This window comes from Promicromonospora sp. NPDC060204 (genome assembly GCF_042728455.1).
Lineage (GTDB): Bacteria > Actinomycetota > Actinomycetes > Actinomycetales > Cellulomonadaceae > Promicromonospora.
Genome location: NZ_JBHWZO010000285.1, coordinates 1 through 7,624, shown reverse-complemented (window position 1 = coordinate 7,624; position 7,624 = coordinate 1). Strand labels below are relative to the sequence as shown.

Sequence of the window (7,624 nt, the reverse complement as noted above, 5' to 3'; positions counted from 1 at the left end):
GATGTATCCCTTCCCGAAGTGGAGGGCCCCCTGGGGCCCGTGAACGCATCCGCGCGCGGGGTCTCGCTTCCCACGGCCTTCGCTGTCGGGTCGCCTTCCGAGGGGGGTGGGGGCTCGGCCGGTGGTGGGGGCGGGGTGCCCGAGTCCCGGGGTGGGGGGTACGGGGGGAGTGCTGTTGAGCGTGGGGGGCTCCGGTCCGGGGCGGACGCCGGTGGCGAGGGCGCCGGTGTTGGTGGTGCTGGTGGGGGGAACGGGGTGGTTGGTGCTGGGCGGGGGTTTGCTCGGCGGGAAGGGCGGGAGCGGCGGTTGGCGCTGGCCGGGGAGATCGCGGAGCGGGTCGGGGAGAACCGGGGGGAGCGGTCGCTGGAGGTGCAGGCGCTCGCGCTGCTGGGCGCGGCCGTCGGGTACTACCAGCGCGAGGAGAAGCCGTTCTGGCAGGAGCACTTCGCGCGGCTCGAGCTGCCCCTGGACGAGTGGCCCGGCCGGCGGTCGACGTTCCACGTGGAACGTTCGCGCGTGCTGCGGGACTGGAGCGTCGTGGGGCGGGACCGGCTTCCGTCGCGCGAGGTCGAGCTGGTGGGCCGCATGCTCGACGGGTCCCGCATCGACGGGTCCGACCTGGGCGTCGGCGACCCGGTGCACGTCCTCTACGACCAGCCGGTGCCTCCGGTCGTCGGCGATCTGGAGGCGCGGGCCGTCCGCGGCGAGCACTCCGGCGGCGTGATCCTGGAGCTCCGCGAGGAGCCCGGGAGCGACGCCGCGCCCCGGGGCCGCGACGTCGTGGTCCTGCGCGAGCGGCTCTCCGGGGGAGCGGACCCGCACGACCAGGCGCCCGTCGCGCTGGCCCCGCAGCGCGGGCCGGCGCACGACGCGCAGGAGCGGGCGACCGAGGACGCCGCCCGCGCGGCGCTCGCCACGTGGGACGCGGACCGCGCCCTGCCCGACGGCGCCGCCGTCGACCTGTTGTGCCGCCGTCCGCCCCGGCTCGTCGATCCCGCCACGGGACAGCGCGGCGGGGACCTGCCGGAGCTCACGGGCGCGGCCGGCGGGGGAGACGCCGGCGGACACCGCCTCGAGGCCGCCGTGCTCGCAGCCGTCGAGCGGCTCGACCACTCCTACCTGGCAGTGCAGGGACCACCCGGAACCGGCAAGACGCACGTCGGTTCCCACGTGGTCGCCCGGCTCGTCGACGCCGGCTGGCGGGTGGGTGTGGTCGCGCAGTCGCACTCGGCCGTCGAGAACCTGCTGAGCTGCCTCGTCGACAAGGCGGGGGTACCCGTCGACGTGGTCGCCAAGAAGCAGCGGGCGAAGGGCGTCGAGCGGGAGCCCGCCGGCCCGTGGCAGGAGCTGACCGGCAGCCAGCTCGCGGAGTTCGCCGCCGGCAGCCCCGGCGGCTGCGTGGTGGGCGGCACCGCCTGGGACTTCGCGCACGAGCGCTGGCCCGACGAGGGGCTGGACCTGCTCGTGATCGACGAGGCCGGGCAGTTCTCGCTCGCCGACACCGTCGCCGTCGGCCGGGCCGCCCAGCGCCTGCTGCTGCTCGGCGACCCGCAGCAGCTTCCGCAGGTGAGCCAGGGCCGGCACCCCGAGCCGGTGGACGAGTCGGCCCTCGCCTGGCTCGCGGCCGGCAGCTCCGTGCTGCCCGACGGCCTCGGCTACCTGCTGCCCGAGTCGTGGCGCATGCACCCCGAGGTCTGCGCGGCCGTGTCCCAGCTCTCCTATGCCGGCCGGCTGTCGGCGCACCCCGTCACGACGGAACGCTCGCTCGACGGCGTGGCCCCCGGCGTCGTGCACGTGCCGGTGGCCCACGAGGGGCGCTCGACGTCGTCCCGGGAGGAGGCCGACGAGGTGGTGCGCCAGGTGCAGGGCGTCGTCGGCCGCACGTGGGACCCAGGGGCCGGGCGCCCGGCCCGGCCCCTGGGCACCGACGACGTCGTGGTGGTCGCGGCGTACAACGCGCAGGTGCACACGGTGCGCCAGGCCCTGGCTGCCGCGGGCCTCGGCGGGGTGCCCGTCGGGACAGTCGACATGTTCCAGGGTCGGGAGGCGCCGGTCGCGATCCTGACCCTCGCCGCCTCGGCCCCCGAGAACGTCTCCCGGGGGATGGGCTTCCTGCTCGCGCGCAACCGCATCAACGTGGGGGTGTCGCGCGCGCAGTGGCGGGCCGTCGTCATCTCGTCGCCCCGCCTCACCGACTACCTGCCCGGTGACCTGGAGGCCGACGGCGTGCGCCACCTCATGGAGCTGGGCGGCTTCCTGCGCCTCATCGGCGCCTGAGCCGCCCAGCCCGGGCGGGACGGGTCAGAACTCGCCGCCGCCGAAGTCGCCTCCGAAGTCGCCGCCGCCGCCGTCCCCGCCACCGAACATGTCGCCGAAGAACCCGCCGCCGCCGTCGCCACCGGCGTCCGCCCCGGCATCTGCTCCTGCGTCGCCGCCCTCGGCACCGGCTGCCTCGACGGACTCGCCGCCGGCCTCCTCACCGCCTGCCTCGCCGCTGCCCTCCTCGCCGGCGAAGTCCTGCGCCGGGTCGCCGAAGGAGCTGCCGAACATCATGTCCGCCACGGCCGAGCCGATGACCATGCCGCCGATGGTGCCGAGCATGCTCGCGCCGAGCATCGAGCCGAAGCCCGGGCCGCGGCTCGCGCCGAAGTTCCGCTCGAGGGTGCCGGGGTTGCGCATCTCGGCGCGGGTGGCCATGCGGGCCAGGTCGCGCGGGTCGTCCGACGTCGCGCGCTCGTCGGGCGGCACGGTCTCGCTGAGCTGGGCCAGCACCTGGTTGCGCTGCTCGGGCGTGAGCTGCGCGAACGCCTCGGCGTGCGCCTCCTCGACCCGGTCCGGCGGAGCGGTGCGCAGCAGGTAGCGGTAGCGCTCGATCGCCACGTCGTCCTCGCTGCGTCCCGTGCTCGCGGCGGACCCGTAGACGGGGGCCGTGCCGTAGGCAGGGGTCTGACCCGGGGCCTGCTGGTACTGCGGCCGCGGCGTGCCGCCGCCCTGGTACATGCCGGGTGTCTGCTCGCGCGGCTCGCGGCCGAGCAGTCGGTCGAGGAAGCCCATTGATCTCAGTCCTTCGTGAGGTTCGGTCCGGACGGTCCACCCCGGTCAACGGCGTGCCGCGGTCCGGGGTTCCCGGCCATCGTCCCTCCGCGACACGAACGGGACATGACGAAGGCCCGGCCACCGAGGTGACCGGGCCTTCGTGCTGTGTCAGCCGGGAGCGTCAGCCCTCGACCGAGCCCTCGATCGCACGGTCGAACTCGAGCGTGTTGTCGTCGGCGTAGTTGTAGACACCGATGAACGCGGACGACGGGTCGTTGTCCTCGTTGATCGGGCCGATGCCCGAGACACCCGTGTAGTGGATGTCGTCGCCGGCCTCGAGCGCGGCGACGCCCTCCTCGAAGGTGGACACCTCGGTGCCGCCGTCCGCACCGGACACGGAACGGATCTGGGCGGCGATGTCGGTACCGGTGGTCGACTCGGCCTTCACCGCGGCGAGCGCGGCGAGGATCACTGCGTCGTACGACTCAGCGGCGTAGGCGTAGTCGGTCAGCGGCTTGCCCTCCTTCTCCTCGTACCAGCCGCTCGCGGCGTCCTTGAACTCCTGCGCGGGGTCGGCGCCGGGGATGGTGCCGACGACGCCCTTGAGCGTCCCCGGGTCGAAGTCCTTGGAGTAGTCGGCGGTGTTGCCGTCGCAGAGGTACGTGGTGCCGTCGAAGTCCCAGCCCTGCGAGACGAGCTCGGCGATGGCGGCCTTGGTCTCCTCGAACGCGAGGATGACGATGGCGTCCGGCTTGGCGGCCAGGGCGTCGGTGACGATCGACGAGAAGTTGGTCTCGCCCGGGGCGAACTCCTCGCCGGAGCCCGTGGCGCCGTAGACGGCCTCGGCACCGCCGGCCTCGATGGACTTCTGCACGTTGTCGCGCAGACCGGTGCCGTAGGTCTCGTTCTGCACGAGGAAGGCGACCTTCTGGTGGTTGTCGTCGAGCACGAGCGAGCCGAGCGCGGCGCCCTGGACGGTGTCCGGCGGCGCGGTGCGGGTGAAGAGGTCGCTCACGCCGGAGAGCTCCGTGGCGGTGTTCGCGGGCGAGATCTGGAGAACCCCGGCCTCGGTGAACTGGTCCACCACGTTCTGCGAGACGGACGAGGACGCGGCGCCGATGGCAACCTGGACGTCCTTGCCGATGAGGTCGGTGGCCGTGTTCGTCGACACGCTCATGTCGGTCGAGTCGCCGGAGTCACCGGACTCGAGGGTCACGTCCTCGCCGAGGACACCCCCGGCCGCGTTGATGTCGTCGATCGCAAGTCCGACGCCCGCGACCTCGGGCGGACCGAGGTAGGCAAGAGAGCCGGTGATCGGGAGGATGGTGCCGACGACGAGCGGCTCGGCTGAGCCACCGCCCTCTCCATCGCCAGAACCCGAGGTGGAGCAGGCTGCCAAGCCCACGCTGAGGACTGCCGCTAGCGCGAGCCCGCGCGCAGCCGTGGAACGTCGAATCATGTCTGCTGTTCCCCTTCAAGCGGGAGTGGATCTGACGGCGCACTTTGCTCCGTCGTGGTCGCTGAAAGTAGTCACCTTGTGTGACGCCTGTGTCACGAATCCCCCACCCCGACCGAGATTGTTACGAGGACGTGACCCACATCACCCTAGACCCAAGGAAAGTTCATCCAGTCGCCCGCCTGACGCACCTCACGGAGATTGATCGGGCTTTCCTGGGCACGGGCAGGTACGCTTGCCGTGTTGCAGTGCCTCGATCGTTCTTCCAAGAGATGACGACGACACCGTGATTACAGCGATCCCGAAGGCCGGGGTCGTCGCATCTTGCAAGGAGCAGTACATGGCATTCGGAACCGTCAAGTGGTTCAACGCCGAGAAGGGCTTCGGGTTCATCGCACCCGAGGACGGTGGGCAGGACGTGTTCGCCCACTTCAGCGCGATCCAGTCGAGCGGCTACCGCTCGCTCGAGGAGAACCAGCGCGTCGAGTTCGACGTGAAGCAGGGCCCGAAGGGCCTCCAGGCGGAGAACATCCGCCCGATCTGATCTCTGACAGCCGGCATGGCGGGCTCCTGAGTTCGCCCGGTTGTACCCCGGAGGCCCGGTCACCTTTCAGGTGGCCGGGCCTTCGCCCTGTCCGGCGCCGGGCGGGAGAATGGGCGGGTGCAGCACTTCGCCTCCGACAACTACGCTCCCGTCCACCCCGAGGTCATGGCCGCGGTCGCCGCGGCGAACGACGGCGCGGCCGTCGCGTACGGCGACGACCCCGTCTCCGCCCGTCTGCAGCACCGCGCCGAGGAGGTGTTCGGCGAGCGGGCCCGCATCTTCCCCGTCCTGAACGGCACGGGCGCGAACGTCATCAGCCTCATGGCCGCGGCCCCGCGCTGGGGCGCGGTGATCACCAGCGACGTCGCGCACGTCCACACCGACGAGAACGGGGCGCCCGAGCGGGTGGGCGGCCTCAAGATCCTCGCCGTGCCGAGCAGGGACGGCCGCATCGGGCCCGACGCCGTCGACCGTTACGCCGGCGACCTCGGCGACGTGCACCGCGCGCAGCCCGCGGTGCTGAGCCTCACCCAGGTGACGGAGCTCGGCACGGTCTACTCCGTGGCCGACCTCAAGCTCCTCGCGGACACCGCCCACGCGGCCGGCCTGCGCGTGCACGTCGACGGCTCCCGCCTCGCGAACGCGGCGGCGGCCCTCGGTGTCGGGCTGCGGGAGATCACCACCGACGTCGGTGTGGACATCGTGTCGCTCGGCGCGGCGAAGAACGGCGGCATGCTCGGCGAGGCCGTCGTGGTCCTGCCCGACGGCGACGGCGCGGCCGGTCCGGCGGGGGCGGCGGCGCTGTCCGAGGCGGTGCCGTACCTGCGCAAGGCGACGATGCAGCTCGCGTCCAAGACCCGGTTCGTGTCGGCCCAGCTCCTGGCGCTGCTCGGCGAGCCGGGCACGCCGACGTCCGGCACAGCCGCGACCGCCCCGACCTCGTCCGGCACTGGCGGGGGCGGGCCCCTGTGGCTCCGCAACGCGGCGCACTCGAACGCCATGGCCGCGCGCCTGCGCGCGGGTATCGAGACGGCAGGGCTGCTGGAGCCGGGGGCCGGGATCGTCCTGCGGTACCCGACCGAGGCGAACGTCGTCTTCGCGACGCTGCCCGGCGCGGCCGCGGACCGGGTGCGCGAGCACGCCCGCTTCTACGACTGGGCGCCGGGGGAGACCGCCGACCGTGTCGAGGTGCGCTGGATGTGCGCGTGGGACACCACGGAGGCGGACGTCGACGCCTTCGTGCGGGCGGTCGGCGCGGCGCTCTGACCGATCCCGAAACCCGGTTGCGCAGCAGGCCGGTGGCGGGGTGAGACTGGTGCCTATGATCCGCTTTCGCCCCGCGGGCCTGCTGGTCGCCACCGTTCTCACGGTCGCGACGCTGGCCTCGGGATGTTCCGCTCCGGCCGGTGAGCCCGGACCCACCTCTCTTCCCGGACCCGCCCAGTCGAGCACGCTGCCGAGCCCCACGCCGAGCACCTCGCCGAGCCCGAGCACCACCCCGGTTCCGAGTACGTCCCCGTCGTCCGGCGGGGGAACGCCGTCGGCCGACGCCTCGCCGTCCGCGCCCGGCACGACGCCGCCCACCCCGCCCCCCGCGGATCCCTCGCCCGGCGCGGCGGACCTGTCGCTCGTGTCGGGCTGGTCGCTGGAGCAGAAGGTGGGCCAGGTCGTCATGGTCGGACTGCCGGTCAAGGGCCCGTTCCAGCCGACGTTCGACATGCTGCGGGACCAGAAGATCGGCGGCGTCTTCCTGGCGGGTCGCACCCAGGCAGGGCGGCAGCCCGTCAAGAACCTGGTGAACGCAGCCGTCGCGGCGTCGGACTCCCCGGTGCCGCTCTTCGTCGCCACCGACCAGGAGGGTGGCGCGGTGCAGGTGCTGCGTGGCAAGGGCTTCAGCACCATCCCGAGCGCGCTCGACCAGTCCCAGCTGTCCCCGTCGGACCTGCGCGCGCGCTCGCGGGTCTGGGGACAGGAGCTCGCCCTCGCGGGCGTGAACCTGAACCTCGCGCCCGTGATGGACCTGGTGCCGAAGCAGACGGCCGCCTCCAACCCCCCGATCGGCGTGTTCGGCCGCAACTACGGGTACACCGTGCGGTCGGTCGTGCCCCACGCGAACGCGTTCGCGGAGGGCCAGCGCGCCGCGGGTGTGGGGACGGCGATCAAGCACTTCCCGGGGCTCGGCCGGGTCACGGCGAACACCGACACCACGGCCGGCGTGACCGACACCGTGACCGGGCCGAGCAGCCCGTCGGTGAAGGTGTTCGCCGCCGGCATCAAGGACGGAACCACCATGGTCATGATGTCGTCCGCGACCTACGCGCGGATCGACCCGAAGCGCCCCGCGGTGTTCAGCCCCACCGCGGTGGGGCTGGTCCGCTCGCAAGGGTTCGGCGGCGTGATCATCTCCGACGACCTGTCCGGGGCGGTGCAGGTCCAGAACGTACCCGCCGGCCAGCGGGCCGTCCGTGCCGTCGACGCCGGGGTGGACGTGGTGCTCGCGTCCGCGAAGCCGTCCGTGGCCCCGGCCATGGTGGACGCGCTGGTCCAGGCGGCGAAGGCCGACCCGGCCTTCGCCGCCAAGATCGACG

Annotated in this window: 6 protein-coding genes; 4 read left to right on the top strand and 2 right to left on the bottom strand. The window is 73.1% G+C overall.

Annotated features, from left to right (window positions below):
• Positions 1 to 306: 306 nt before the first annotated feature.
• Entirely contained in the window at positions 307 to 2,277 is a 1,971-nt protein-coding gene (locus tag ACFWEJ_RS24935) for a DEAD/DEAH box helicase (protein ID WP_377231870.1), read from the top strand.
• 24 nt (positions 2,278 to 2,301) lie between these two features.
• Here ACFWEJ_RS24935 and ACFWEJ_RS24930 read toward each other — a convergent pair whose 3' ends face one another.
• Positions 2,302 to 3,054, bottom strand: a complete 753-nt coding sequence (locus tag ACFWEJ_RS24930) for a hypothetical protein (RefSeq protein WP_377231869.1) — start codon at positions 3,052 to 3,054, stop codon at positions 2,302 to 2,304.
• Positions 3,055 to 3,217: 163 nt separating this feature from the next.
• Positions 3,218 to 4,495, bottom strand: a complete 1,278-nt coding sequence (locus ACFWEJ_RS24925) for an ABC transporter substrate-binding protein (protein ID WP_377231868.1) — start codon at positions 4,493 to 4,495, stop codon at positions 3,218 to 3,220.
• A 337-nt stretch (positions 4,496 to 4,832) separates the two neighbouring features.
• Here ACFWEJ_RS24925 and ACFWEJ_RS24920 point away from each other — a divergent pair, with 337 nt between their 5' ends.
• The 3 genes from ACFWEJ_RS24920 to ACFWEJ_RS24910 form a co-directional block, all read left to right on the top strand.
• Positions 4,833 to 5,036, top strand: a complete 204-nt coding sequence (locus tag ACFWEJ_RS24920) for a cold-shock protein (RefSeq protein ID WP_036971009.1) — start codon at positions 4,833 to 4,835, stop codon at positions 5,034 to 5,036.
• A gap of 117 nt (positions 5,037 to 5,153) precedes the next feature.
• Complete coding sequence (locus ACFWEJ_RS24915) at positions 5,154 to 6,302, top strand: threonine aldolase family protein (RefSeq protein WP_377231867.1); 1,149 nt, start codon at positions 5,154 to 5,156, stop codon at positions 6,300 to 6,302.
• A 55-nt stretch (positions 6,303 to 6,357) separates the two neighbouring features.
• Positions 6,358 to 7,624 (top strand): glycoside hydrolase family 3 N-terminal domain-containing protein (locus ACFWEJ_RS24910; protein WP_377231866.1); only part of this gene is annotated, 1,267 nt, incomplete at its 3' end.